The organism is Pseudomonas sp. BN505 (assembly GCF_029873175.1).
In the GTDB taxonomy this organism is placed as follows: domain Bacteria; phylum Pseudomonadota; class Gammaproteobacteria; order Pseudomonadales; family Pseudomonadaceae; genus Aquipseudomonas; species Aquipseudomonas putida.
Window position 1 is genome coordinate 79,817 of the sequence record NZ_SSOI01000066.1, and the last position, 25,765, is coordinate 105,581.

23 protein-coding genes are annotated in these 25,765 nt (G+C 62.1%); 5 read left to right on the top strand and 18 right to left on the bottom strand.

Annotated features, from left to right (window positions below):
- Positions 1-10: 10 nt before the first annotated feature.
- Positions 11-634, bottom strand: a complete 624-nt coding sequence (locus tag E8E78_RS21560) for a dihydrofolate reductase family protein (protein ID WP_049275320.1) — start codon at positions 632-634, stop codon at positions 11-13.
- A gap of 258 nt (positions 635-892) precedes the next feature.
- Entirely contained in the window at positions 893-2,395 is a 1,503-nt protein-coding gene (nhaB, locus tag E8E78_RS21565) for a sodium/proton antiporter NhaB (RefSeq protein WP_232861200.1), read from the bottom strand.
- 150 nt (positions 2,396-2,545) lie between these two features.
- On the opposite strand from nhaB, the gene E8E78_RS21570 reads away from it, so the two are divergent.
- Both E8E78_RS21570 and nudC read left to right on the top strand, forming a co-directional pair.
- Entirely contained in the window at positions 2,546-3,358 is an 813-nt protein-coding gene (locus E8E78_RS21570) for a crotonase/enoyl-CoA hydratase family protein (protein ID WP_280314347.1), read from the top strand.
- Positions 3,359-3,394: 36 nt separating this feature from the next.
- The gene (gene nudC, locus E8E78_RS21575) at positions 3,395-4,225 is read left to right on the top strand and encodes an NAD(+) diphosphatase (RefSeq protein WP_084967431.1); all 831 of its coding nucleotides are present in this window, start codon (positions 3,395-3,397) and stop codon (positions 4,223-4,225) included.
- Here nudC and E8E78_RS21580 read toward each other — a convergent pair.
- The 12 genes from E8E78_RS21580 to E8E78_RS21635 all read right to left on the bottom strand — a co-directional run bounded on the left by E8E78_RS21580 (position 4,193) and on the right by E8E78_RS21635 (position 18,935).
- The gene (locus E8E78_RS21580; RefSeq protein ID WP_016498840.1) at positions 4,193-4,972 is read right to left on the bottom strand and encodes a TSUP family transporter; all 780 of its coding nucleotides are present in this window, start codon (positions 4,970-4,972) and stop codon (positions 4,193-4,195) included. The two genes, nudC and E8E78_RS21580, sit on opposite strands and share 33 nt — an antisense overlap.
- A gap of 146 nt (positions 4,973-5,118) precedes the next feature.
- Positions 5,119-6,009, bottom strand: coding sequence for an RHS repeat-associated core domain-containing protein (locus tag E8E78_RS21585; protein ID WP_059395771.1), 891 nt, complete (start codon positions 6,007-6,009; stop codon positions 5,119-5,121).
- A gap of 225 nt (positions 6,010-6,234) precedes the next feature.
- Positions 6,235-7,065: an alpha/beta hydrolase gene (locus E8E78_RS21590; RefSeq protein ID WP_049275326.1), complete on the bottom strand. Its 831-nt coding sequence runs from the start codon at positions 7,063-7,065 to the stop codon at positions 6,235-6,237.
- 173 nt (positions 7,066-7,238) lie between these two features.
- Positions 7,239-8,528, bottom strand: a complete 1,290-nt coding sequence (locus tag E8E78_RS21595; protein ID WP_059395772.1) for an FAD-binding oxidoreductase — start codon at positions 8,526-8,528, stop codon at positions 7,239-7,241.
- A gap of 280 nt (positions 8,529-8,808) precedes the next feature.
- Entirely contained in the window at positions 8,809-10,773 is a 1,965-nt protein-coding gene (locus E8E78_RS21600) for a DNA topoisomerase III (protein ID WP_049275330.1), read from the bottom strand.
- Positions 10,774-10,972: 199 nt separating this feature from the next.
- Positions 10,973-11,401 (bottom strand): GNAT family N-acetyltransferase, encoded by a 429-nt coding sequence (locus E8E78_RS21605; protein ID WP_059395773.1) that lies wholly within the window; start codon positions 11,399-11,401, stop codon positions 10,973-10,975.
- A complete protein-coding gene (locus E8E78_RS21610) occupies positions 11,394-12,560 on the bottom strand; it encodes a cupin domain-containing protein (protein ID WP_016498846.1) in 1,167 nt (388 codons plus the stop codon). The genes E8E78_RS21605 and E8E78_RS21610 overlap by 8 nt, the downstream gene beginning before the upstream one ends.
- 81 nt (positions 12,561-12,641) lie before the next feature.
- Positions 12,642-14,012, bottom strand: coding sequence for an adenylosuccinate lyase (purB, locus tag E8E78_RS21615; protein ID WP_041167991.1), 1,371 nt, complete (start codon positions 14,010-14,012; stop codon positions 12,642-12,644).
- 229 nt (positions 14,013-14,241) lie between these two features.
- Entirely contained in the window at positions 14,242-14,868 is a 627-nt protein-coding gene (hflD, locus tag E8E78_RS21620) for a high frequency lysogenization protein HflD (RefSeq protein WP_016498848.1), read from the bottom strand.
- Entirely contained in the window at positions 14,865-15,989 is a 1,125-nt protein-coding gene (mnmA, locus tag E8E78_RS21625) for a tRNA 2-thiouridine(34) synthase MnmA (RefSeq protein ID WP_049275335.1), read from the bottom strand. The genes hflD and mnmA overlap by 4 nt, the downstream gene beginning before the upstream one ends.
- A gap of 57 nt (positions 15,990-16,046) precedes the next feature.
- The gene (locus E8E78_RS21630) at positions 16,047-16,487 is read right to left on the bottom strand and encodes an NUDIX hydrolase (RefSeq protein WP_016498850.1); all 441 of its coding nucleotides are present in this window, start codon (positions 16,485-16,487) and stop codon (positions 16,047-16,049) included.
- 222 nt (positions 16,488-16,709) lie between these two features.
- The gene (locus E8E78_RS21635) at positions 16,710-18,935 is read right to left on the bottom strand and encodes an NADP-dependent isocitrate dehydrogenase (protein ID WP_016498851.1); all 2,226 of its coding nucleotides are present in this window, start codon (positions 18,933-18,935) and stop codon (positions 16,710-16,712) included.
- 412 nt (positions 18,936-19,347) lie between these two features.
- Between E8E78_RS21635 and icd the strand changes: the two genes are divergently transcribed.
- Positions 19,348-20,604 carry an NADP-dependent isocitrate dehydrogenase gene (icd, locus tag E8E78_RS21640; RefSeq protein ID WP_280314336.1) on the top strand — a complete coding sequence of 419 codons (1,257 nt, stop codon included), beginning with the start codon at positions 19,348-19,350 and terminating at the stop codon, positions 20,602-20,604.
- Positions 20,605-20,674: 70 nt separating this feature from the next.
- On the opposite strand, the gene cspD is transcribed toward icd, so the two are convergent.
- The gene (cspD, locus tag E8E78_RS21645; RefSeq protein ID WP_016498853.1) at positions 20,675-20,941 is read right to left on the bottom strand and encodes a cold shock domain-containing protein CspD; all 267 of its coding nucleotides are present in this window, start codon (positions 20,939-20,941) and stop codon (positions 20,675-20,677) included.
- Between the two features lie 230 nt (positions 20,942-21,171).
- Here cspD and clpS point away from each other — a divergent pair, with 230 nt between their 5' ends.
- Both clpS and clpA read left to right on the top strand, forming a co-directional pair.
- Positions 21,172-21,534, top strand: coding sequence for an ATP-dependent Clp protease adapter ClpS (clpS, locus tag E8E78_RS21650; protein ID WP_016488124.1), 363 nt, complete (start codon positions 21,172-21,174; stop codon positions 21,532-21,534).
- A gap of 30 nt (positions 21,535-21,564) precedes the next feature.
- Positions 21,565-23,835, top strand: a complete 2,271-nt coding sequence (clpA, locus tag E8E78_RS21655) for an ATP-dependent Clp protease ATP-binding subunit ClpA (protein WP_049275337.1) — start codon at positions 21,565-21,567, stop codon at positions 23,833-23,835.
- Between the two features lie 145 nt (positions 23,836-23,980).
- Here clpA and infA read toward each other — a convergent pair whose 3' ends face one another.
- From infA to aat, 3 genes are all read right to left on the bottom strand, one after another.
- Entirely contained in the window at positions 23,981-24,199 is a 219-nt protein-coding gene (infA, locus tag E8E78_RS21660) for a translation initiation factor IF-1 (RefSeq protein ID WP_002553999.1), read from the bottom strand.
- A 101-nt stretch (positions 24,200-24,300) separates the two neighbouring features.
- Positions 24,301-25,008, bottom strand: coding sequence for an arginyltransferase (locus E8E78_RS21665; RefSeq protein WP_028613329.1), 708 nt, complete (start codon positions 25,006-25,008; stop codon positions 24,301-24,303).
- Between the two features lie 56 nt (positions 25,009-25,064).
- Positions 25,065-25,745, bottom strand: coding sequence for a leucyl/phenylalanyl-tRNA--protein transferase (aat, locus tag E8E78_RS21670; protein WP_280314330.1), 681 nt, complete (start codon positions 25,743-25,745; stop codon positions 25,065-25,067).
- Positions 25,746-25,765 lie beyond the last annotated feature (20 nt).

Genomic DNA, 25,765 nt, shown 5'->3' on the forward strand with positions numbered 1-25,765 from the left:
TTGTACGGGATTACACCACGTCGAATGAACCGGTCTGCACCTGGCCTGCGCGCACGTAGCGGCTGATGATCACACCCTTGGGCGAAACTTGCGACTGCAGCAAGGTAAAGGCCGCTGCTGCTGCGTCATGACCGAACAGGCGTTTGCCGTGGCCGAGTAGCAGCGGGTGGGTCAGCAGTTGCAGTTCATCGACCAGGTCTGCCGCCAGCAGTTGCTGCACCAGGTAGGCGCTGCCCTGGGTCAGCAGGTTGGCGCCGTCCCATTGCTTGAGCGAGCGTACCGCAGCGGCGATGTCCGTGCCGAGAGCGTGGCTGTTGTGCCAGTCGAGGGTGGCAGGGGTGTGGGTGGCCACATGCTTGGGCACGCTGTTGAACAGGTTGGCGATGGAGAAGTCTTCGGCGTTGTCTTTGATGTTTGGCCAATAGCCGGCAAAAATGTCGTAGGTGCGCCGGCCCAGCAGCAGCTCAAAGGGCTGGCTGAACAATGCCTGCATCGCCTGGCCAAACACTTCCTCGGCGTAGGGCACGATCCAGCCGCCGTAGGCAAAACCGCCGCTGGTGTCTTCCTGCGGGCCGCCGGGAGCTTGCATCACGCCGTCGAGGCTGATGAAGGCGGCTACGATGAGTTTGCGCATGGGGACTCTCCTGTTGGCAGCCCGTTGGCTGCTTTCTTGGGTAGTCGAATGGCACCAGGCAGAATCGACACAGGTCTCGAAAGTGATGCAGTTCCTGTGTAGGAGCGGCCTTGTGCCGCGAACGGGCTGCGAAGCAGCCCCAGGATTTCAGCGCAAATGCACAAATTGCCGGGGCTGCTTCGCAGCCCGTTCGCGACACAAGGTCGCTCCTACAAGAGACTGAATTAGCCGATTACAAGGGGCCCGTGCAGGTTTACATCACAGCCAGTAGGTCACCGCCCACCAACCCAGCCCACCCATCACCACGGTATAGGGCAAGGCCATCCATACCATCCGCCCGTACGACAGCCGGATCAGCGGCGCAATCGCCGAGGTGAGCAGGAAAAGGAACGCTGCCTGCCCATTCGGCGTTGCCACGCTGGGCAGGTTGGTGCCGGTGTTGATCGCCACCGCCAGCGTTTCGAAATGCTCGCGGCTCATGCTGCCATTGAGAAACGCCTGCTTCACCTCGGTGATGTAGATGGTGGCGACGAACACGTTGTCGCTGATCGCCGACAGCAAACCGTTGGCCAGGTAGAGCATGCCCGGTTGCTGCTCGGCCGGCAGCGTCAGCACCCAACTGATCAATGGGCTGAACAGCTGCTGCTGATGGATAACCGCGACCACGGCGAAAAACACCACCAGCAACGAGGTGAACGGCATGGCGTCCTGGAAGGCGCGGCCTAGCCGGTGTTCATCGGTGATACCGGTAAACGCCGTGATCAGCACGATCACCATCAGGCCGATCAGGCCGACTTCAGCCACATGCAGCCCCAGGCAGACGATCAATATCAGCGCTGCAAACCCTTGCACCCACAGCGCGATGCGCTGGGCCTGGGTACGTGCGGCGTCGTCCTCGGCCGCGTAGGCGGCCAGCACCTGGCGCACCGGCTCGGGCATCAAGGCGCCGTAGCCGAACAGGCGCAGTTTTTCCAGCAGCACACAGGTCAGCAGGCCGGCACCCAGCACTGGCAGCGACACAGGTGCCACCTTGAAGAAGAAGTCGGCGAAGTGCCAACCCATCTCGTGGCCGATCAGCAGGTTCTGGGGCTCGCCCACCAAGGTGCACACGCCACCCAGGGCGGTACCCACTGCGCCGTGCATCAGCAGGCTACGCAGGAAGTCGCGGAACTGGTCGAGGTCTTCGCGGTGCAGGTGGGCGATCTGCTGGTCGCTGTCCACCGCGCTTTCCTCGCGCGGGTTGGCGCCGGACGCGACGCGGTGGTACACGGCGTAGAAGCCGACCGCAGCGCTGATGATCACCGCCGTCACGGTCAGCGCATCGAGAAACGCCGACAGAAACGCCGACAGCACACAGAACAGCAACGCCAGAACGGCCTTCGAGCGCACCCCGAGCAAAATGCGCGAAAACAGGAACAGCAGCAGCTCCTTCATGAAATGGATACCGGCGACCATGAACATCAGCAGCAGGATCACCGGGAAGTTGTGCTGCAGTTCCTCGTACAGCGCCTGTGGCGTGGTCATCTGCAACAGCAAGGCTTCGATTAGCAGCAGGCCGCCAGGCATCAGCGGGTAGCACTTCAGCGCCATGCCCAGGGTGAAGATGAATTCGAGCACCAGCGCCCAGCCGGCTGCAACCGGGCCAATGGTAACCAGCAGCAGCGGGTTGAGCACCAGGAACAGGCAGATGACCGCCTTGTACCAAAGCGGCGACTGGCCCAGAAAACCGTGGGCGAGGGCGCCGGACAGGGAGCGTGACATGAATATGTATCCTTATGATTCGGCGATGGCGCACGGTGCCGGATTGGCGCGTCTTAGGCAAGGCGTGCAGTCCCGTTTTTGGCACAAGTACGGCCATCGGGCTGGGTTACCATCCACGCCATGAATCCTTCCCCCGCAGGAGTGCCGCCCGTGACCGAGTACAGTGCGTTCAAGGTTGAACTGACCGACAACATCGCCCACGTTCAGATCAACCGCCCGGAAAAGGTCAACGCGATGAACGCGGCCTTCTGGGAAGAGATCATCACTATCTTCCAGTGGATCGACGACACCGATGCCGTGCGGGCGGTAGTGATCAGTGGTGCCGGCAAGCATTTTTCCGCAGGCATCGACCTGATGATGCTGGCTTCGCTGGCCGGGCAAATGGGCAAGGACGTGGGGCGCAATGCGCGCTTTCTGCGTGGCACCATCCAGCGCCTGCAAGCCTCGTTCACCGCCGTCGACAAATGCCGCAAACCCGTATTGGCGGCCGTGCAGGGTTACTGTATCGGCGGCGCCATCGACCTCATCTCGGCGTGCGACATGCGTTACTGCAGCAGCGACGCGCAGTTCTCGATCAAGGAAATCGACATGGGCATGGCCGCCGACGTCGGCACACTGCAACGTTTGCCACGTATCATTGGCGACGGCATCATGCGTGAGCTGGGTTTCACCGGTCGCAACGTTGCGGCCGACGAGGCCCTGCGCATCGGCCTGGTCAACCGGGTCTATGATGATCAGGCCGCACTCCTGGACGGTGTCTTTGCCATCGCTCGGGAGATTGCTGCAAAATCGCCGATCGCCGTGGCCGGCACCAAGGAAATGCTCAGCTACATGCGTGACCATCGCATCGACGATGGCCTGGACTACATCGCCACCTGGAACGCCGCGATGCTGCAGTCCGAAGACCTGCGCGTGGCCGTGGCGGCGCACATGAGCAAACAGAAACCGACGTTCGCCGACTGATCGGGCCGGGGGACGCGCAGTCAAGGAACCCCCGACATGTCAGCACGCTGGACTACTGCAGTACTCGACCCGCAGATCACCGGGGGCGTGGCCGTGGCCCGCAGCCCGGAAGGGTTTCTGGTGGACGACAACGGCGCGCTGTTTCCCCGCGACTGGCTCAAACGCCAGGACCTCGACGTGTTATGCGAGCACGGCATCGGCCATTTCGACGGCCAGCCGGTGTTCCTGCTGGAGCTGCGCAGCGCCACCGACGTGCCCGGTTGCCACTGGCGTGGCCTGCGGGCATTCATGCTCGAAGGCGACTTCGACACCTACAAAATACTGGGTTATGCCGCGCAGATCGGCACCTGGGCCCGCGAGCACCGTTTCTGCGGCAGCTGCGGCCAGGCGATGACGCAAATTCGCTGGGAGCGGGCGATGTACTGCCAGCCATGCGACCTGCGCAGCTATCCGCGTATTTCGCCGAGCATGATCGTGCTGGTGACCCGTGGCGATGAAATCTTGCTGGCGCGCTCGCCGCGCTTCGTCACCGGCGTGTACAGCACCTTGGCGGGCTTTGCCGAGCCGGGTGAGTCGGCAGAAGACTGCCTGGTGCGCGAAGTGCGTGAAGAGGTGGCGGTGGAGGTGCGGAACATCCAGTACGTCGGCAGCCAGTGCTGGCCATTCCCGCACTCGATGATGCTGGGCTTTCATGCCGAATACGCGGGGGGCGATATCGTCATGCAGCCGGACGAGATCGAGGACGCCCAGTGGTTCAGCGTCCACGACCTGCCGCCGCTGCCGGCCGGGCGGTCCATTGCCCGGTACCTGATCGATCTTTATGTGGCCAGGCGCTTAGGCTTGCCCGAACCAGTGCTGCCACGCTAGGCGCACGGTCAAGGCGAGCACCACGGTGATGAACACCGGGCGGATGAATTTGCTGCCGCCACTGATCGCCGTGCGTGCGCCAAAAAAGGCACCAACCATGACCGACAGGCCCATGCACAGGCCGACGACGTAATCCACCTGCCCGGAAATGATGAACACCGTCAGCGCCGCGATGTTGCTGACGAAGTTCATGCTGCGCGCCACGCCGCTGGCGCGGACCAGGTCGATGGGGTACAGCAGCAGGGTGCTGACCGTCCAGAACGCCCCGGTACCCGGGCCGGCCACGCCGTCGTAGAAGCCCAGGGTGAAGCCCTGCGGCACTTGCCACTTCTTCTTGATCGGCGCATCGGCATCCAGCGGCGCCTTGGGTGTGCCGCCGAACAGCAGGTAGATACCGCAGGCAAAGACGATCACCGGCAGCATCTTGTTCAGCCATTCGGCTGGCATGTAGTGGGCGATTACCGCACCTAGCAACGCCCCGGTCAGGGTAGCGAACAACGCCGGGCGCCACTGCGCGGGGTGGAACAGTTTGCGCTTGTAGTAGGTGAAACCTGCGGTGGCCGAACCGAAGGTGGAGCTGAGCTTGTTGGTGCCCAGGACCAGGTGCGGTGGCATGCCGGCGGTGAGCAGGGCCGGGGTGGTGAGCAGGCCCCCGCCACCGGCGATGGCATCGATGAAACCGGCGACGAAGGCGACCAGGGCCAGGATCAGCAGGGTTAAGGGTTCTACGGTGAGTTCGAAGGGCATGGGAGGCTTTCAAGCTGAAGGGCAGGTTGCGTCAAATGGCCGCAAAAGAACCGCCATGGTAATACTTGGTGCCTGCGCTTGTCAGTCTCTCGATTTGTTTAATTGACTCAACATCCATACCTCATGCGTTTACCGGCTCGAACGGCTCAGTCATCAAATTTTTCCCATGACTCTCGTATCGCCGGACCTGCCTCCTGTGGGTTGAGTGGTTGGGGTTTAAGCTTATCTAGCCTTTGGGTGTACCTTGCAAGCTTTATATACGAGCCCACTACTCTTAGTTGCTCGTCGGGGGTTAGGTATTTTGTGTTGTCGAGTTCGTCGATGTTTATAGGTAAGGACTCCGGGCTTTTAAAGTGGCGTCGGGTGGCAGTGCCAGCGTCTTGAAGTTGTTTAATGTTATTGTTAAGGTCCGGGATTCTTGCGAGCGCTTTGAAATGTTTTTGCGTGGCGTCCCGGTGATTAAGTATAAAGCCGTATTCCGCATTCAGCTCTGCGTCTGCTTCAATTGCTGCGGTGGCTGCGACGCGATAGTCGGGCTCCTGTTTTTTGAAAAAAGTCCTTACCGCTGTGCCTGCTTGCGTGATCCACGCCTTGAGGGCTTTCCACGTGTGTCCCGAAGGATCATGGCGATTTATAGGGTCTCCCATGCAGTAAGCGTAAGCGTTAAGCGTACGGTTCCTGAAGGGGCTGAGGCTGTCGGGCGAAAGGAACCGCATTATCTGCGGGCTGAATGCACGATAACCGTTGCCTAGGTGATAGCAGTTTGTGAGCCGATCATAACGTTGCCCGGTGTATCCCAGGATCAGGTCAGTCTGGCCGTGCCCATAGGCTGTATAGCTAAGATATTTCCTGCTGTTGCGAGATGAGCTGTTAACTATGGAACTCTGCGAGTTTTCTGCCAATAGCGTTGTCTCGGCAGAACGCTCCGCCAGAGGAGTGTTAGAGGCTGAAAATAGCGTTACGCTTTGGCCGTTGCCAATCTCTGAGGACAGTTGGCCATTTTTGTAGAATAAGCGCTGCTTCCTGTTCTGTGCCATGGTCAGCCTGCGGGTGCGAGAAGTAATGAATTTAAATTACCTTCATGCAAAACAGACAGGCGCGCAACTGGTAGTTTTGCCAGTTGCGTACGCACATAAAATAAGTGCGTTGACAGCCCTTTCGCGGGTGAACCCGCTCCCACAGGTTATATGCACATCTGAAGAATTGTGCAGTACCTGTGGGAGCGGGCGTGCCCGCGAAAGGGCCGGTGCAGGCTAATTACATCAACTACGGATAAACGCCAGCAAATCCGCATTGATCACATCGGCATGGGTAGTCGGCATGCCATGCGGGTAGCCTTTGTAGGTTTTCAGTGTGCCATTGGGCAGCAACTTGGCCGACAGCACCCCGGAGTTTTCATAGGGCACGATCTGGTCATCGTCCCCATGCATCACCAGTACCGGCTGGTTTATGCCTTTGAGGTCTTCGGTGAAATCGGTCTGTGAAAACGCCACGATGCCATCGTAATGGGCCTTTGCACTGCCGATCATGCCTTGGCGCCACCAGTTGGCGATGATGCCTTCGCTGGCTTCGGCACCGGGTCGGTTGTAGCCATAGAACGGCCCGGCTGGCACATCCCGGTAAAACTGCGCCCGGTTGCTGGCGACCTGGTTCTGGAAATCGTCGAACACCGACTTGGGCAGGCCGCCGGGGTTGCCGGGTGTTTGCACCATCAAGGGCGGTACGGCGGCGATCAGCACGGCTTTGGCCACTTTGTCCTCAGGGTACCGAGCCATGTAACGCACCACCTCGCCACCCCCGGTCGAGTGGCCGACATGTACGGCGCCTTGGGTGCCTAGGTGGGCAACCACGGCGGCTACGTCGTCGGCGTAATGATCCATGTCGTGGCCGTCCCATACCTGACTGGAGCGGCCATGACCTCGGCGGTCGTGGGCAACCACGCGGTAGCCCTGGGCGAGGAAGAACAGCATCTGCGCGTCCCAGTCATCGGCACTGAGCGGCCAGCCGTGGTGGAAGTGGATCACCGGTGCATCGCGCGGGCCCCAGTCCTTGTAGAAAATCTGTACGCCGTCCTTCGTGGTTACATAGCTCATGGTCGTGTCTCCTGGGTGCAGGAAGCGAAGGGAGCTATTGAGAATAGGAGGGATTTTGTCGGGTATCAGGACGTTGTGTTGCCTGTGCGGGCCTTTTCGCGGGTGAACCCGCTCTTACACTGTGAGCTCCCTTTCACCCGCGAAGCGGCCCGCACAGGCAATACTGATGCCCTTCAGACGCGGTCGCGCATGCGGTACCAGGCTTTTGCCGCAGCTTCCAAAGGCGCAGCCAGCAGATCTCCCCCGGGGAAGCGTCCATTGTCGATGCCTTGGTACAGCGCCAACAGCTCCTCATCGCCAAGAATGGCATCGCTGACGGCTCGCGCTGCGGCCAGGGTTGGCAGTACGCCATGCCCGGAGAAACCCTGCAACCAATAGCGCTGGCCCTCGTGCCCGACGTCCGGGGTGCGCTGGATGCTGCAATCGATATGGCCGCCCCAGGCATAGTCGATGGCCACACCGGCCAGTTGCGGGAACACCCGCTCCAGGTAAGGACGGGTGGCGCTGGCGACGTCCTTGGGAATACCGCCCAGGTAAGTGCAGCCGCCACCGAACAGCAGGCGGTGATCCGGGGTGAGGCGGAAGTAGTCCGGCACGAACTGGTTGTCGATCACGCAACTGTTACGCGGCAGCAGCGACTGGGCGAAGTCGGCGTCCAGTGGCGCTGTTGCCACCTGATAGGAGCCGACCGGCAACAGGCGGCGCGACAGACCACGGTCGAGGCGGTCGATGTAGGCGTTACAGGCCAGCACCAGCACCTGGCAGCGCACTTCGCCATTTTCGGTACGGGCGGTATAGCCGTTGCCGGCTTGCTGATAGCTGAGTACCTGGCTCTGTTCATAGATATGCCCGCCACTGGCTTCGATGGTGCTGGCCAGGCCTTGTGCCAGCTTCAGCGGGTTGAGGTGGGCGCCTTTGGCGTCATACAGCGCAGCCTGGTAGCGCGGGCTGTCGATCCATTGTGGCAGCTCGTCGCGGCCGATCAGGCGCAGGGCGTCGTAGCCCCATTTGTGTTCGGCGTCGTGCAGGGCTTCTTCGAGCATTTTCACCCGGCGCGGCAATACCGCAGTCCACAGGCTGCCCTGCCGGTAGTCGATATCGAAGCCGTGGCGTTGTGGCAGTTCGCGCATCTCGTCGGCGGCCCAGCACATGCTGGCCCACAGGCGCCGGGTGCGTTCGACGCCCAGTGCTTTTTCCAGTGGCGGCATGTCGCATGACCAGCCCAGCAGTGCCTGGCCACCGTTGCGTCCGGAAGCAGCCCAGGCCACACGGCTGGCCTCCAGCAGTGTTACGCGTTTGCCTGCCTGGGTCAGGCGCAGGGCGGTATGCAGGCCGCTGAAACCGGCGCCGATGATCAGCACGTCGGTGTCGTGGGGGCCTTGCAGGGTAGGGCGCAGCGGGATGTTGGCGGGGTAGGTCTGGGCGTAGTAGCTGGCGACGTGCTGGGCGGATTGTTTGAACATGCAAAAGCCTCGTGAAAATTATTGTGATTATTTTCATGAAAACTTAGCAGGGAAATTTCATGGTGCCAATGTGTCAGGCAGGGTTTGGTAGTTTACCTCTTATCAATATGCTGCCTGAGCTGGCCCTATCGCCGGCAAGCCAGCTCTCACAAGTACCCAATTGGCATCAGCACCTGTATAAGCCTTAGGTTCTCAAGATATGCACTGGCTTCAGTCCTTCTACAAGACTTGTGGGAGCTGGCTTGCCGGCGATAGGGCCTGTAATGCGAGTGCAGAAGCTTCAGGTTGTGGCTTTTTTCCGGGGCTGACGCGGCTTGCTTGCTGCCGATTTGCTTCCGGCTGCTTTGCTTTTTCCTCCACCTCCACCGCGACGCTTCTTCTTCCAGGGCGGCGCTGCCCCGGCTGCCGGCCCGCTGATGGTCATGCGCATGCCGCTGCAACGCTCGACCAGCTTGCCCATCCACGCCGACTGTCGGGCCACGAATTCTTCCAGGCTCATCTCGCCGCTTTGCACCATGTCCAGCGCCTGCTCCCAGATCGCCGTGGTGCCAGGGTCGGCGATGGCGCGGGGGACGGCATCAATCAGGCTGAAGGCCGCAGGCGTGGCCGCCAGCGCTTTGCCGTTTTTTACGAGATAGCCGCGGTCGAGCAGGCCCTGGATGATGCTGGCGCGGGTGGCCTCGGTGCCGATGCCGGTGGTTTCTTTCAGCTTCTGCTTCAGGCGCGGGTCGTCCACCAGCTTGGCCACGTTTTTCATTGCCTTGATCAGGTCGCCTTCAGTGAACGGCTTGGGCGGCTGGGTCCACAGGTCTTTCAGTTGCAGGCCTTGGACGGTGCAGTCCTGGCCTTCGCTCAGTGCTGGCAGCACCTGGGCCGGTGGTGCTTCGCGGCCCTTGGCCGGGGTCAGCGCTTCGGGCAGGGCGCGGCGCCAGCCCGGCTCGACGATTTGCTTGCCCACCGCGCGCAGGGCATGGCCGGCGCAGTCGAAGTCGGCCTGGGTGCGATCATATTCGTGGTTGGGCAGGAACTGCGCCAGGTAGCGGGCGCGGATCAGGGTGTACACCGCCTTGTGCTTGGCCGGCAGGCGCGACGGGTCGCTGGCGGCGGCAGTAGGGATGATGCCGTGGTGGGCGCTGACCTTGGCGTCGTTCCACGCCCGCGACCGGCGCTGCGGCTCCAGGTGGGGCTGCAGCGGCGCGAGGCCGGCATCGGCCCGTTGCAGGGCGGCGAGGATGGCCGGTGCTTCGGCGTGCTGGCTCAGCGGCAGGTAGCCGCAATCGCTGCGCGGGTAGGTGATGAGCTTGTGGGTTTCGTACAGGGCCTGGGCAATGTCTAGGGTTTCTTGGGCGCCGAGGCCGAACTTTTTCGAGCACAGCTCTTGCAGGGTGCCAAGGTCGAAAAGCAAGGGCGCGGCTTCACGCACGCGCTCGGTGGTCACTTTTACGGCCCGTGCCGTGCCAGCGTTACCGATGGCGGCGGCGGCCTGTTGCGCCAAGCTCGGGTTCAGGCAGCGGCCCTGGTCGTCGCAGGCGTCCTCGGGCGCACGCCACTGGGCGTTGAAAGCTTGGCCTGCATGTTCAAGCTGTACGTCGATGGCCCAGAACGGCACCGGCACGAAGTCGGCGATGCTGCGGTCGCGGTCGACCACCAGGCGCAAGGTGGGGGTTTGCACCCGGCCCACCGGCAGCACGCCCTGGTAGCCGGATTGGCGGCCAAGCAGGGTGAACAGCCGGCTCATGTTCATGCCGATGAGCCAGTCGGCGCGAGAGCGGCCCAGCGCCGAGTGATAAAGGTTGAACGTTTCGTGGCCTGGCAGCAGGCGTGCCAGGGCCTTGCGGATGGAGGTGTCGTCGAGCGCCGACAACCAAAGGCGCTGCACCGGGCCGCGGTAGCGGCAATGCTCGACCAGCTCGCGGGCAATCATTTCGCCTTCGCGGTCGGCGTCGGTAGCAATCACCAGCTCCCGCGCTTCGCCCAGCAGGCGCTTCACCGCCTTGAACTGGCTGGCGGTCTTGGGCTTGACCAGCATCTTCCACTTGTCCGGGATGATCGGCAGGTCGGCCAGGTTCCAGCGCTTGTAGCGTTCGTCGTAGCTGTCGGGCGGGGCGGTTTCCAGCAGATGGCCGATGCACCAGGTTACGCAGACGTCAGTGCCTTGCCAGCAGCCGTCGCCCTTGCGGGTGGCGCCTAGCACTTTGGCGATGTCTTTTGCCTGTGACGGTTTTTCGCAGAGGAACAGGCGCATGGCCGGGGACGCTTCATCGGAGGTGATGGGCACTAGGATGCGCAAGCGGGAGCGCGGAGGCAAGTTTTATCTGGATGGATGTACAGGTTTTTGTCAGGGGAAGTGTTTTGAGCTGTACGGCCCTTTCGCGGGTAAACCCGCTCCCACAGGGGCCGCACATTTTTCAGAATGTGTGGGGCGCCTGTGGGGAGGTGATGGATCAGACGCGCGAGTCGCGCACCATGTCCACGTGCGGGATGCCGGCTTCGAGGAATTCCTCGCTGACTATGCGAAAGCCGAGGCGCTCGTAGAACGGCGTGGCGTGCACCTGGGCGCTGAGCATCTGCTGCTTCAGGTCGCGGTTTTGCGCTTCGACGATCACTGCGTTCATCAGCGCGTCACCCACCTTCAGGCCGCGCCAGTCCTTGAGCACCGAGATGCGCCCGATGGTGCCGTCCGCCAGCAGGCGCGCGGTACCAATCGGGTAGTCACCCTCCATGGCCAGGAAGTGCAGGGCGTCCTGGTCTTCCGAATCAAACTCCAGCTCTGGCGGAATGTGCTGCTCGGCGACGAACACCGCTTCACGGATACGGCGGATGTCGGCGTTGTCTTTGTGCCAGTCGGCGAGGCGAACGCTGATCTTATTCATTGGCGAATCCCAGGCTCCCTTGTTTGACCAGCTGCTGTAGAAGCATAAGGCCATCTTCGTCCTGCAGCCAGTCTGCGAGGTTGTCGATGTGCAGGGCGTCTGCCGCGCACACCAGCTTCAGCAGCTCGCGCAGCTTGCCTGGCAGCGGGCAGCTGCGGCCGCTGGCGAACAGCAGCAGGTCGTCCTCGAACTCCGACCAGGCCATGCGTGCGCTTGGGTTGCGGATCAGGATGGCGCCTTGCTCGAGGGCGTCCACCAGCTCTTCCTCGCTCAGCTCTTCGCCAACGATCTGCTCGGGGTAGCGCGGCTCGGTCATGAACTGGCCGAACCAGGTCAGCAGCAGGTCCTTGTCGCCCATGTGCTTATCGAGCAGGGCCTTGAGGCGGTCGAGGGCGTCGTGCTGGATCTGGTGGGGGTCGCTGACCGGCTGGGCGTCGGCGTCACTGTAGCGCTCTTCGTCCGGCAGGAACTGGCCGAGGAAGTCGGTGAAGTGGGTCAGCACTTCGGCGGCGCTTGGCGCGCGGAAGCCCACCGAGTAGGTCAGGCAGTCGTCCACGGCCACGCCGTAGTGAGCCAGGCGTGGTGGCAGGTAGAGCATGTCACCTGGCTCCAGGGTCCACTCTTCGCTCTGCTCGAATTCGGCAAGGATGCGCAGGTCGGCGTGCTCCAGCAGCGGGCTGTCGCTGCTGCACATCTGGCCGATCTTCCAGTTGCGCTCGCCGTGGCCTTGCAGCAGGAACACGTCGTAGTTGTCGAAGTGCGGACCAACGCTGCCACCGGGGGCGGCGAAGCTGATCATCACATCGTCGATACGCCAGCTGGGCAGGAAGCGGAAGTTTTCCAGCAGTTCGGCCACTTCCGGGACGAACTGGTCCACCGCTTGTACCAGCAGGGTCCAGTCTTTTTCCGGCAGCTCGGCGAAGGTGTCTTCGTTGAACGGGCCGCGGCGCAGCTCCCACGGGTGGGCACCGTGCTCGAGCACGATACGCGATTCGACTTCCTCTTCCAGGGCCAGGCCAGCCAGTTCGTCGGGGTCGATCGGGCTGATGAAGTCCGGGAAGGCCTGGCGCACCAGCAGGGGCTTCTTCTGCCAGTAGTCGCGCATGAATTCGCGGGCCGAGATGCCGCCGAGCAGCTGCAGTGGAGTATCAGGATTCATGTTCAACCTATTGAAAAAACGTAATTTTCGTCCGGGAATAAAAACGCCCGGCCAGGCCGGGCGTTGCACGCGACGGTCAGCTTAGATGCGTTTGGCCTGGGCTGCCGCGTTACCGATGTAGGTAGCGGGGGTCAGCTGCTTGAGCTCGGCCTTGGCTTCGGCTGGCATGTCGAGGCCATCAATAAAGGTGAGCAGCGCGTCCGGGGTGATGCCCTTGCCACGGGTCAGCTCTTTGAGCTTCTCGTAGGGGTTTTCGATGTTGAAGCGGCGCATCACGGTCTGGATAGGCTCGGCCAGCACTTCCCAGCAGGCGTCCAGGTCGGCGGCGATACGGGCTTCGTTGACTTCCAGCTTACCGATGCCTTTCAGGCTGGCTTCGTAGGCAATGACGCTGTGGGCGAAGCCCACGCCCAGGTTGCGCAGCACGGTGGAGTCGGTCAGGTCGCGCTGCCAGCGCGAGATCGGCAGCTTGCTGGCCAGGTGCTGGAACAGCGCGTTGGCGATACCCAGGTTGCCTTCGGAGTTTTCGAAGTCGATCGGGTTGACCTTGTGCGGCATGGTCGACGAGCCGATTTCGCCGGCAACGGTTCTTTGCTTGAAGTAGCCCAGCGAGATGTAGCCCCACACGTCACGGTCGAAGTCGATCAGGATGGTGTTGAAGCGGGCGATGGCGTCGAACAGCTCGGCGATGTAGTCGTGTGGCTCGATCTGGGTGGTGTACGGGTTGAACTGCAAGCCCAGCTCGTCTTCGATGAAGGCGCGGGCGTTCTCTTCCCAGTCGATCTGCGAGTAGGCCGACAGGTGGGCGTTGTAGTTGCCCACGGCGCCGTTGATCTTGCCCAGCAGCGGTACGGCAGCGACCTGGGCGATCTGGCGCTCCAGGCGGTACACGACGTTGGCCAGCTCTTTACCCAGGGTAGTCGGCGAAGCCGGCTGGCCGTGGGTGCGCGACAGCATCGGCACGTCGGCGTGGGCGTGGGCCAGGGCGCGGATGGCGTCGGCGATCTGGCGCATCAGCGGCAGCAGCACGTCGTCACGGCCGGCGCGCAGCATCAGGGCGTGGGACAGGTTGTTGATGTCCTCGCTGGTGCAGGCGAAGTGGATGAACTCGCTGACCTTGGCCAGCTCAGGCAGCTTGGCGGCCTGCTCCTTGAGGAGGTATTCGATCGCCTTGACGTCGTGGTTGGTGGTGCGCTCGATTTCCTTGACGCGCTCGGCGTGCTCAAGTTTGAAATCGGTGGCCAGGTTGTCCAGCAGTGCGTTGGCTTCGGCGGAGAACGCCGGCACTTCGCCGATCTGCGGGTGGGCGGCCAGGCGCTGCAGCCAGCGCACTTCGACCAGGGCGCGGAAACGGATCAGGCCGAATTCGCTGAAAATGGGGCGCAAGGCCTGGGTTTTGCCGGCATAACGGCCGTCTACAGGGGAAACCGCAGTGAGCGAAGAAAGCTGCATGGGGTGTTCTCGGACAGTCAGGCTTTTGGAAGGGCGCATATCATACATGAAAATTGCGCCCAGGTCGGGTGGCTGACCAAAGGTCGGCCCAATTTGGATCTGGTGGCAGACCCTGTGGGAGCGGGCATGCCGCGAACACCGGCGTAGCCGGTGACATACACCGAGTCGCCTGCTTCGCGGCGGTTCGACGCCTCGACGCGCCCGCTCCCACAAAGGGCAGCTCAGCCCGTCAGTTGGGGCTGCGCATCATGTCGTACAGTTCGTTCAGCAGCTTGCGCCGGCTGAACACCAGTTGCCAGCGGTGACCGCCCAGTTGGCGCCACAAGCGTGCGGCGCGGATGCCGGCCAGCAGCAGGGCGCGGATTTTCGAGGCGTTGCTGGCCTGCTGCAGGAAGCGCATGTCGCCATGCACCTGAATGCGCTGACGCAAGGTGCTCAGGGTGTCCTGGTACAAGGCACCACTGGAGGCAATGACGTTTTCATGAACAAGGCCAAAATGGTCAGCCTGGGACTGGATTTGCGGCAGGCGGTTGCCGATGGTATCGAGCAGGTCGCCACGCTTGTTCAGCTGGCGCTCCAGCCCCAGCATTGACAGGGCGTAGCGCAGTGGCTCGCGCTGCAGGCTGTTGGGGTCGCGCTCCAGTGCGCCGATCAGCGCGCGGTAGCCGTCGCGCAGGTTCAGGTCGTCACCGCCGAACACCTCGAGGGTGTCCTTGGGGTCACGTACCAGCAGGCTGCCAAGCATGCAACCGATGTTGGCCTCACTGGCCTGGCCGGTGCGGGCGATACGGTCCACCAACACAGCGGCCTGAAACACACCGCCCAACGCAATCAGCTGCTCCTGCAGGTTGCTCATGCGCGCGGGCTCCACGGCTCGGCGGCTTCGATCACGCCGCCGCCCAGGCACACTTCACCGTCGTAGAACACCACCGACTGGCCTGGGGTAACGGCGCGCTGCGGCTCGTCGAACACCGCGCGGTAGCCGCTGGCCGTAAGTTCCAGGGTGCACTGCTGGTCGCTCTGGCGGTAGCGTACCTTGGCGGTGAGCTGACGCGGGCTGCTGAGGTCGATGGGGTTGACCCAGAAGATTTCCGAGGCGAGCAGGGCGCGGGAGAACAGCCAAGGGTGTTCGTTACCCTGGCCGACCACCAGCACATTGCGGGTGAGGTCCTTGTGCAGCACGTACCACGGCTCGTCACCGGCATCCTTCAGGCCGCCGATGCCCAGGCCCTGGCGCTGGCCGATGGTGTGGTACATGAGGCCATGGTGGCGGCCGATCACTTCACCGTCGGTGGTTTCGATGTTGCCCGGCTGGGCTGGCAGGTACTGTTTGAGGAAGTCGCTGAAGCGGCGCTCGCCAATGAAGCAGATGCCGGTGGAGTCTTTTTTCTTGGCGGTGGCCAAGCCGTGCTTTTCGGCGATGGCGCGCACTTGCGGTTTTTCCAGCTCGCCGACCGGGAACAGGGTACGGGCGATTTCCTTGCCGCCGACGGCGTGCAGGAAGTAGCTCTGGTCCTTGTTCGGGTCCAGGCCCTTGAGCAGTTCGGTAAGCCCGTCGGTGTCGCGGCGGCGCACGTAGTGGCCGGTGGCAATCAGGTCGGCACCCAGTGACAGGGCGTAGTCGAGGAACGCCTTGAACTTGATTTCGCGGTTGCAGAGGATGTCCGGGTTGGGCGTGCGGCCGGCCTTGTATTCTTCAAGGAAGTGCTCGAACACGTTGTCCCAGTACTCGGCGGCGAAGTTGGCGGTGTGCAGCTTGATGCCGATGCGGTCGCACACGGCCTGGGCGTCGGCCAGGTCTTCACGGGCGGTGCAGTATTCGGTGCCGTCGTCTTCTTCCCAGTTCTTCATGAACAGCCCTTCCACCTGGTAGCCCTGCTCGATGAGCAGAAGGGCGGAGACGGAAGAGTCCACGCCGCCGGACATGCCGACGATGACGCGGGTCTTGGCGGGGTCTTTGAGTGCTGGGCTGGTCATGGGTACCGGTGTGTATCAAGGGAAAAACGTCGATTCTATCAAACCCGTGGCGACGCGTCAGTCGCGGAGCAGGGTAAGGCTGTGCAAGGGGCCGTTGAGGTAGTCGTCGAGGCAACGTGGCACCAGCTCGCTGCGCCAGCGGGCCGGGTCGGCCAGCAGCTCGTCACGGGTCAGCCACACGGCGCGGACGATGTCGCTGTCCAGTGCCAGGTCGGCGTGGTGGCGCACCGGGCGGGCGGCGAAGCAGATGCGCTGGTAGGTCACGCCGTTGCTGGGGGCGGTGTACAGGTAGATGCCGACCACGCCGGTGAGCTCGACTTCCCAGGCGGTTTCTTCCAGGGTTTCGCGCAGGGCTGCCTGGGGCAGGGTCTCAAAGGGTTCGAGGTGGCCGGCGGGTTGGTTGAAGACGTGCTGGTTGGCTTTGAATTCTTCGACGAAGAGGAACTTGCCTTCGTGCTCGACGATGGTGGCGACGGTGATGTGGGGTTGCCAGGTCATGAGCATTTCCTATGGTTGGCACGGGCCCTGTAGGAGCGGCCTTGTGCCGCGAAAGGGCTGCGAAGCGGCCCGAGGTAATCAGCTTCGCAGCAAAAAACGCCGGGGCCGCTTTGCGGCCCTTTCGCGGCACAAGGCCGCTCCTGCAGGGGGCCGTGCAAGCTCTTTCAGAAAGCACAAACCCCGGTGCGTGGCCGGGGTTTGTGCTGTTACTTCAAGCGAACCTTACAGGGCAGCAATGGCGCTGTTCAGGGTCTGGCTTGGGCGCATCACCTTGGCGGTCAGCTCGGCATCCGGGGCGTAGTAGCCACCGATGTCGGCTGGCTTGCCCTGAACGGCGTTGAGCTCGGCGACGATGGTCTCCTCGTTCTCGGCCAGGGTTTTTGCCAGCGGGGCGAAGCGTGCCTGCAGGGCAGCGTCGTCAGCCTGGGCGGCCAGGGCCTGGGCCCAGTACAGGGTCAGGTAGAAGTGGCTACCGCGGTTGTCGATACCGCCAACTTTGCGCGAAGGCGACTTGTTGGTGTCGAGGAACTTGCCAGTGGCCTGGTCCAGGGTGTTGGCCAGCACTTTGGCGCGCGGGTTGTCGTAGGTGTTGCCCAGGTGCTCCAGGGAGGCGGCCAGGGCCAGGAATTCACCCAGCGAGTCCCAACGCAGGAAGTTCTCTTCCACCAGCTGCTGCACGTGCTTGGGCGCCGAACCGCCGGCGCCGGTCTCGAACAGGCCACCGCCGTTCATCAGTGGCACGATCGACAGCATCTTGGCGCTGGTGCCCAGCTCCATGATCGGGAACAGGTCGGTCAGGTAGTCGCGCAGCACGTTGCCGGTCACCGAGATGGTGTCCTTGCCTTCGCGGATGCGGGCCAGGGAGAACTTGATGGCATCGACCGGGGGCAGAACACGGATGTCCAGGCCAGTGGTGTCGTGATCCTTCAGGTACTGCTGCACCTTCTCGATCATCACGCCGTCGTGGGCGCGGGCCGGGTCCAGCCAGAACACCGCAGGGGTGTTGCTCAGGCGGGCACGGTTGACGGCCAGCTTGACCCAGTCCTGGATCGGCGCGTCTTTGGTCTGGCACATGCGGAAGATGTCACCGGCTTCGACGTTCTGCTCCAGCACAACGTTGCCCTTGCCATCGACCACGCGCACGACACCGTCGGCCTTGATCTGGAAGGTTTTGTCGTGAGAGCCGTACTCTTCGGCTTTCTGCGCCATCAGGCCAACGTTCGGCACGCTGCCCATGGTGGTCGGGTCGAAGGCGCCGTGCTGCTTGCAGTCTTCGATGGTGGCCTGGTAGATACCGGCGTAGCAACGGTCCGGGATCACGGCCTTGGCGTCTTGCAGTTCACCGGCGGTGTTCCACATCTTGCCCGAGTCACGGATCATGGCCGGCATCGAGGCGTCGACGATGACGTCGCTCGGCACGTGCAGGTTGGTGATGCCTTTGTCGGAGTTGACCATGGCCAGGGCCGGGCGCTGGGCGTACAGGGCCTGGATGTCGGCTTCGATCTCGGCCTGCTTCTCGGCTGGCAGGTCCTTGATGCGGGCGTACAGGTCGCCGATACCGTTGTTGGCGTTGAAGCCTACTTCGGCCAGGGCTGCGGCGTGCTTGGCCAGCACGTCGTTGTAGAACTCTTCGACGATGACGCCGAACATGATCGGGTCGGAAACCTTCATCATGGTGGCTTTCAGGTGCACCGACAGCAGCACGCCGGCGGCCTTGGCATCGGCGATCTGCTCGGCGATGAAGGCTTTCAAGGCCTTGCGGCTCATGGTTGCGCAGTCGATGATTTCGGCGGCCTTGACGGCGGTCTTTTCTTTCAGGACGGTGGTGGTGCCGTCTTTGCCGACCAGCTCGATGCGCAGGCTGTCGTCAGCTTCGATCAGTGCGGCCTTCTCGCTGCCGTAGAAGTCGCCCTGGGTCATGTGGGCAACGTGCGACTTGGAGTCGGCGGCCCAGGCGCCCATCTTGTGCGGGTGCTTGCGGGCGTAGTTCTTGACCGACAGCGGCGCGCGGCGGTCGGAGTTGCCTTCGCGCAGCACCGGGTTCACGGCGGAGCCCTTGATGCGGTCGTAGCGGGCACGGGACTCTTTCTCGTCCGCGGTGGCCGGCTCGTCGGCGTAATCAGGGATGTTGAAGCCCTTGCCTTGCAGTTCCTTGATCGCGGCCTTGAGCTGCGGTACCGAGGCGCTGATGTTCGGCAGCTTGATGATGTTGGCTTCAGGGGTGGTAGCCAGCTGGCCCAGTTCCGCCAGGTGATCGCCTACTTGCTTCTCTGCGCCCAGTTGCTCCGGGAAGGCGGCAAGGATACGGCCGGCCAGGGAGATGTCGCGAGTTTCGACGGCGATGTCAGCCGAAGCGGTGAAGGCTTCGACGATCGGCAGCAGCGAGTAGGTGGCGAGGGCGGGGGCTTCGTCGGTGAAGGTATAGATGATCTTGGAACGGGTGGGCATGCGGGTTAACTCTCTGTGTGCTGAGCGTGCTCGAGTCTCGTGGTGCGCAGGGTAGGCGCATCGCCCTGGCAGCGCCATGAGCGGAAAGTCGAGAGGCTGCGAGCGGTGATGGTGGATGCATCAGTCGAGCGTCAATGCTGAGCTGCGGTAACAACCCAGGCTTTTCGGCCATTCATGGCCAAGGGCGGTCCGCATTTTCCTGGGATTCGCCCCGATGACCCTACGGTCGCGGCGGAGTATACCAAACCATTCGGGCTAATCAGCAAGGCCAAGTGATATCGGCCCATTTATAAGACCAAAGACGTAGCTGCAATGTGGCGGGTTGTCGCATGCCTTGCAGGTCGGCAGATGTGGTTTAGGCTCAGTGGATCGCACGATGTCCAATCACACCCGACAGCGGAGTAGTGCAAGCATGGGATACCAGAAAATCAAGGTTCCGACCGACGGCAACAAGATCACCGTCAATGCAGACCATTCGCTCAACGTTCCTGACAACCCCATCATTCCTTATATCGAAGGCGACGGGATTGGCGTCGATGTCTCGCCGGTAATGATCAAAGTGGTGGATGCGGCCGTGCAGAAGGCTTACGGCGGCAAGCGCAAGATCGCCTGGATGGAGGTATATGCTGGCGAAAAAGCCACCCAGGTTTACGACCAGGACACCTGGTTGCCGCAGGAAACCCTCGATGCCGTGCGGGACTACGTGGTGTCGATCAAGGGCCCGTTGACCACCCCGGTGGGGGGTGGCATCCGTTCGCTCAACGTTGCCCTGCGCCAGCAACTGGACCTGTATGTGTGCCTGCGCCCGGTGCTGTGGTTCCAGGGTGTGCCGAGCCCGGTGAAAAAGCCCGGTGATGTCGACATGGTGATCTTTCGCGAGAACTCCGAGGACATTTATGCCGGTATCGAGTGGAAGGCCGGCTCGCCTGAGGCGAACAAGGTGATCAAGTTCCTCAAGGAGGAAATGGGCGTCACCAAGATCCGCTTCGACCAGGACTGCGGCATCGGCGTCAAGCCGGTATCGCGCGAGGGCACCAAGCGCCTGGTGCGCAAGGCCCTGCAGTACGTGGTGGACAACGACCGCGAGTCGCTGACCCTGGTGCACAAGGGCAACATCATGAAGTTCACCGAGGGTGCCTTCAAGGACTGGGGTTACGAAGTGGCCCGTGACGAGTTTGGTGCCGAACTGCTCGATGGCGGCCCGTGGATGAAGTTCAAGAACCAGAAAAGCGGCCGTGAAGTCATCGTCAAGGACGCCATCGCCGACGCCATGCTGCAACAGATCTTGCTGCGCCCGGCCGAGTACGACGTGATCGCCACCCTCAACCTCAACGGTGACTACCTGTCCGATGCGCTGGCGGCGGAAGTGGGGGGTATCGGCATTGCGCCGGGCGCCAACCTGTCCGACACCGTGGCCATGTTCGAGGCTACCCATGGCACCGCGCCCAAGTATGCCGGGCAGGACAAGGTAAACCCCGGCTCGGTGATCCTCTCGGCAGAGATGATGCTCCGGCACATGGGCTGGACCGAGGCGGCCGACCTGATCATCAAGGGCACCAACGGCGCCATTGCGGCCAAGACCGTGACCTACGACTTCGAGCGCCTGATGGACGGCGCCACGCTCGTGAGCAGTTCAGGCTTTGGCGACGAAATGATCAAGCATATGTAAGGCAATATAAAACCGGCCGCTCCTGTAAAGAAGCGGCCGGTTGTTTCGTATACCGGCGCAGCGCAGGCAGTCAGGCTTTGGCAGTTTCGCTCTGCGGCTCGCCCAGGGTTCTGTCGGGCTCTGCCGCGGCCACCGCAGCGTCCTTGATTTCGACGGCGTGCAAACCTTTGGGGCCCTGTACGATGTCGAATACTACGGACTGGCCTGCCTTGAGGGTTTTGTATCCGTCCATCCGGATGGCCGAATAATGGGCGAACAGGTCATCGGATTTACCTTCCTCATTGATGAATCCATAGCCCTTGGCATTGTTGAACCACTTGACTTTACCGCTTGCCATCCCTATGTCCCTCTGCAAAGGACTCCATCACTGGAGTATCATCCACTTCATCCGCATACGAACCTTGCGAAAAATCTGGTTGACTGCGCGGATCTTTATCGACCACGGTGGGTTCTTATTGGTTGTAACACCGTTTTGCCGATAGTCAAGGTCGCCCGGCGCCTGCGCCGGCCGTGGCCTATGCCGTCAACCCACAACCTTAACCTGACGCTCATGATGAAATTCTTTCCATGCATGCACCTAGTGAGATTCGACTAACATTCAATCAGGATCGCCCGCAAACGAATGAGGACGACGGCTCGGGTCTTGCAGTCCAGGAAGCCAAGCCGATCCTGCAGGCGCCACCGATGTACAAGGTGGTTTTGTTCAACGATGACTACACGCCAATGGATTTCGTCGTCGAAGTGCTCGAGACGTTCTTCAGTCTGAACCGCGAGCTGGCGACCAAGATCATGCTGACCGTCCATACAGAAGGGCGGGCAGTGTGCGGATTGTTTACCCGTGACATCGCCGAAACAAAGGCTATGCAGGTCAACCAATACGCCAGGGAAAGCCAGCATCCGCTACTCTGTGAAATCGAGAAGGACGGTTAATCGCCGACCACTTGGGTATGAGGTGAAGCTATGTTAAACCGCGAGCTCGAAGTCACCCTCAATCTGGCCTTCAAGGAGGCCCGTTCGAAACGTCATGAGTTCATGACCGTCGAACATCTGCTGCTGGCACTCCTTGACAATGAGGCTGCCGCGACCGTTCTGCGCGCCTGTGGCGCCAATCTCGACAAGCTCAAGCACGACCTGCAAGAGTTCATCGATTCCACCACGCCGTTGATTCCTGTCAACGATGAAGACCGTGAAACCCAGCCGACCCTGGGCTTCCAGCGCGTACTGCAGCGTGCCGTGTTCCACGTGCAAAGCTCTGGCAAGCGCGAAGTGACCGGCGCCAACGTGCTGGTGGCGATCTTCAGCGAACAGGAAAGCCAGGCCGTGTTCCTGCTCAAGCAGCAGAGCGTGGCCCGCATCGACGTGGTCAACTACATCGCCCATGGCATCTCCAAGGTGCCGGGGCATGGCTCGCAGTCTGACAGCGACCAGGAAATGCAGGACGATGAGGGCGGTGAAACCTCCTCTTCGAGCAACCCGCTGGACGCCTATGCCAGCAACTTGAACGAGCTGGCCCGTGCCGGCCGTATCGACCCGTTGGTGGGCCGCGAGCAGGAAGTTGAGCGGGTGGCGCAAATCCTTGCCCGTCGACGCAAGAACAACCCGCTGCTGGTGGGTGAGGCTGGCGTGGGCAAGACGGCCATCGCCGAAGGCCTGGCCAAGCGCATTGTCGATGGCCAGGTGCCCGACCTGCTGGCGCAGAGTGTCGTGTACTCCCTCGACCTTGGCGCACTGCTGGCCGGTACCAAGTACCGCGGCGACTTCGAGAAGCGCTTCAAGGCGCTGCTCGGTGAGCTGCGCAAACGCCCGCAGGCGATCCTGTTCATCGACGAAATCCACACCATCATCGGTGCCGGTGCGGCGTCAGGCGGGGTGATGGATGCCTCCAACCTGCTCAAGCCGTTGCTGTCGTCGGGTGAGATCCGTTGCATTGGCTCGACCACCTTCCAGGAGTTCCGCGGCATCTTTGAGAAGGATCGTGCCCTGGCACGGCGTTTCCAGAAGGTGGATGTCAGCGAGCCGTCGGTCGAAGACACCGTGGGCATTCTGCGCGGCCTGAAGGGGCGCTTCGAAAGCCACCACAATATCGAATACAGCGACGAAGCCCTGCGCGCCGCCGCCGAACTGGCCTCGCGTTACATCAATGACCGGCACATGCCGGACAAGGCTATCGACGTGATCGACGAAGCCGGTGCCTACCAGCGCCTGCAACCGGAGGCCAACCGCGTCAAGCGCATCGACGTGCCGCAGGTCGAGGACATTGTCGCCAAGATCGCGCGAATTCCGCCGAAACATGTCAGCAGTTCCGACAAGGAGTTGCTGCGTAACCTCGAGCGTGACCTGAAACTGACCGTGTTCGGTCAGGACCAGGCCATCGATTCGCTGTCTACCGCCATCAAGCTGTCCCGCGCTGGCCTCAAGTCGCCAGACAAGCCTGTCGGTTCGTTCCTGTTCGCTGGCCCTACCGGCGTCGGCAAGACGGAAGCGGCGCGGCAGCTGGCCAAGGCGCTGGGCGTGGAGCTGGTGCGTTTCGACATGTCCGAGTACATGGAGCGCCACACCGTGTCGCGCCTGATCGGTGCGCCTCCTGGTTACGTTGGCTTTGACCAGGGTGGTTTGCTGACCGAGGCGATTACCAAGCAACCGCATTGCGTATTGCTGCTCGATGAAATCGAGAAGGCCCACCCGGAAGTCTTCAACTTGCTGCTGCAGGTGATGGACCACGGGACCCTGACCGACAACAACGGGCGCAAGGCCGACTTCCGTAACGTGATCCTGATCATGACCACCAACGCTGGCGCGGAAACCGCGGCACGGGCCTCGATCGGCTTCACCCATCAGGACCATGCGTCCGATGCCATGGAAGTCATCCGCAAGAGCTTCACGCCAGAGTTCCGCAACCGCCTGGACACCATCATCCAGTTCGGCCGCCTGAGCCACGAAACGATCAAAAGCATCGTCGACAAGTTCCTTATCGAACTGCAGGCGCAGCTGGAGGACAAGCGTGTGCTGCTGGAAGTCAGCGATGAGGCGCGCGGCTGGCTGGCGGCGTCGGGCTACGACGTGCAGATGGGTGCGCGGCCGATGGCGCGGTTGATCCAGGACAAGATCAAACGGCCGCTGGCCGAGGAGATCCTGTTTGGTGAACTGGCCGAGCATGGCGGTGTGGTGCACATCGACCTGCGCGATGACGAACTGGTGTTCGACTTCGAGACCACGGCTGAAGTGGCGTGATATTGGGGCCGCGTTGCGGCCCATTCGCAGCACAAGGCCTTTGTAGGCGCAGCCTTGTGCTGCGAATGGGCTGCAAAGCAGCCCCTTGCAATCTGACAGGCACAAAAAAGCCCGGCACATGGCCGGGCTTTTTCATGGCTGGAGCTTAGCGCGCACGGTAAGTGATGCGGCCCTTGCTCAGGTCGTACGGCGTCAGCTCGACGCGGACCTTGTCGCCAGTGAGAATACGGATGTAGTTTTTGCGCATCTTTCCGGAGATGTGCGCGGTTACGACGTGCCCGTTTTCCAACTCCACGCGGAACATGGTGTTGGGCAGGGTGTCGACGACAGTACCTTCCATTTCGAAGCTGTCTTCTTTCGACATGCAGTTGAGCCCTCGGATCCAGTGTTAGCCCGACGCATATCCGCACCGGGCAAAAAAGTGGCGCCGATTATGCCGGAAATCTGCGTGTCAAGCCAATGCTTTCAGTTGAGGGTGACCCAGCGCTGGTTTATCAGCAACTCGATGGGCCGATACTGCGTCTTGTAGTTCATTTTCTTGCAGTTCTTGATCCAGTAGCCCAGGTAAACCGCTTCCAGGTCCTGGCGCACGGCCTCCGTGATCTGCCAGAGGATGGCGAAGCGGCCAAGGCTGCGTCGCTCCTCGTCCGGCTCGTAGAAGGTGTACACCGCCGACAGGCCATTGGGCAGCAGGTCGCACACTGCCACCGCCAGCAAACGGCCTTCCAGGCGGAACTCGTAGAACCAGCAGAACGGCAGGTCGCGCACCAGAAAGGTAGAAAACTGGTCGCGGCTGGGCGGGTACATGTCACCGTCGGCGTGGCGCGTTTCGATATAGCGCCGGTACAACTCGAAGTATTCTTCCTTGAACGTCGGGCGCGCAGCGCTCACGGTCAGGTCGGCGTTGCGCTTGAGAATGCGTCGTTGCTGGCGGTTGGGAATGAAGCGCGCCGCCGGGATGCGCGCCGGCACACAGGCGTTGCAGTTCTGGCAGTGGGGGCGGTACAGGTGGTCGCCACTGCGCCGAAAGCCCATTTCCGACAGGTCGGCGTACACGTTCACGTCCATCGGCTGGCTGGGGTCGAGGAACAGCGTGGTCGCCTGCTCGTCAGGCAGGTAGCTGCAGGAGTGGGGCTGAGTGGCATAAAACTTCAACCGCGCCAACTCTGTCATGATCAACCCCTTCGGTGAGACTTTGTTTTAAGTGTAAGCCAGCTATGGCAACTCGCCTAGGCAACCCACGTTGCGCTGTTGGGTTGGTCGAGGTGGCGTGCCAGGTAGCCGGCGAACTCGGCGCGGCTGATGGCGTGGGCGCCCAGGCTGTGCAGGTGGTTGGTGGGCATCTGGCAGTCGATCAGCACGAAACCGGCTTCGCGCAGGTGGTTGACCAAGGTCACGAAGCCAACCTTGGAGGCGTTGTCGGCGCGGCTGAACATTGATTCGCCGAAAAACAGCTGGCCCATGGCCAGGCCGTACAGGCCGCCGACCAGCTCGCCGTCCTGGCGTACCTCCACCGAATGCGCGATGCCACGGCGGTGCAGTTCGCAGTAGGCGTTGCGCATGGTGTCGGTGATCCAGGTGCCGTCGGCGTAGTCGCGTGGTGCGGCGCAGGCAGCGATGACGGCGGCAAAGTCGGTGTCGAAGCTGACCTCGTAGCGGCCCTGGCGCATCAGCTTGGCCAGCGACCGTGAAACGTGAAGTTGGCCGGGCAGCAGCACCGTGCGCGGGTCGGGTGACCACCACAGGATCGGCTGGCCGTCCTGGTACCACGGGAAGCAGCCATGGCGGTAGGCCTGCACCAGGCGCTCGGGGCTCAGGTCGCCGCCAGCGGCAAGCAGCCCGTTGGGGTCGTGCAGGGCCTTTTCCAGGGGCGGGAAGGTCAGCGAGTCGCGGGTCAGCCAGGTGAGCATGGTCTATCGTGCGGTGGGGG